Below are 1,319 nucleotides of genomic sequence, written 5' to 3'. Positions count from 1 at the left end.
GTCCGCCATCTCCACCACAAACGTGGACATGCCCTTGTGCAGGTTGTCGCCGCCGGGGATGCGGGTGTAGAGCGCGGTGTACGGGGTGAACGAGAAGGAGTCGGCGGCCACGTACATGCCCGCCTGGGCCATGATGACGGCCATGCCCACGCTCTTCATGAGCGCGCTCTTCCCGATGCCGTTGGGCCCGTAGGCCAGCATGCCCCGTGTGTCTTGATCGAGGACGATGTCGTTGGACACGTACTGGACGGTGTCTTGGATGATCTCGATGAGCGGGTGGCGCAGCGCCCTTGCCGCCAAGCACGATGCGCCGTGGTCGTGACCGTGATCTGCGATACGTGGCCGGCAATACTTGCGCAGCGCGGCCTGCTTGGCCAGCGTAGCCGTCGCATCTATCGCCGCCACGCATCGGTTCACGTCGCGGAGATGGGCGTGTTCCGTATCGAAGACGTCGGCGAGGAAGGCCCTGTACTCGGCCTGGACACGCGCCTTGAGCGCGGTCACGGAGCGGGCCCGCTGCCCGATCTCCTCTAGCCACCACGGTGTCGACAGGGAGTAGTGCGTGTTGCCGGGGGCCACCAGCTTGGTTGTGACGCCGAGGGAGGCGTGCTCCGTCTTCTTGGCCGCGCTCATGCCGGCCACCCACGCGTCGTACCTCTTCTTGGTGATGGAGATGCTCATGTCTGCCGCGTCCCATTTAAAGAAGTCGGCTGCGTCGGGGCCCGCCATGGCACGGAGCGCAGCGAGAAAGCCCGCGAAGCGCGCGTCGATGCGGGCGATGCCGTCCTTGATATCGTCGATGTCGGGATGCAGACCCCTCTTGAAGGGGCTCTCTCTATCCGCGTCGTTGGACGCTGACTCCCCGAGCGACGCCCGTTCCAGAGTAGAGGAGACGCGCGCCAACACACGGCGCACGGTGAGCGTGTGAGCGGGGGTCCAACCCAGGTTTGAGAGAAGGGGCTGATATGAAGCGAGCTGTTGGGCGCAGGCGAGGGAGTCGATCCACGCCGCGCATTCCACTGGCGCCAGGCAGCCGAGCCCCATGCGGCGCAGGAGCCGCTCCATGTCCGCCATCGGCTTGATGGCCGCGAGGACCGCGGTATAGTGGGCGTTCTCGATGCATGTGGCGATCTGCGAGTAGCGGTTCTCTAGCTCGACCGGGTCCGTGATGGGATGCAACAGGCGGTCCATGAGGCAGCGCTTCCCCATCGCCGTAGCGCACGTGTTCAGAACAGAGGCGATGCTCATGCGATGGCTGTGGCCGGGAGAGACCACGTCCAGGTGCTCCACGCATTGGTTGGCGAGCACCAGGTAGCCGC

General features: G+C 65.4%; 1 protein-coding gene. It reads right to left on the bottom strand.

All coding sequences use genetic code 11. The annotated features are described in order from the left end of the window. Positions 1–1,319: hypothetical protein (locus tag EB084_25745; protein NDD31667.1), on the bottom strand; the 1,319-nt coding region annotated here is incomplete at both ends.

The sequence above is a fragment of the Pseudomonadota bacterium genome (genome assembly GCA_010028905.1).
Taxonomy (GTDB): domain Bacteria; phylum Vulcanimicrobiota; class Xenobia; order RGZZ01; family RGZZ01; genus RGZZ01.
The sequence above is the reverse complement of the archived record's forward strand: the minus strand, read 5'-3'. Positions and strand labels throughout refer to the sequence as shown.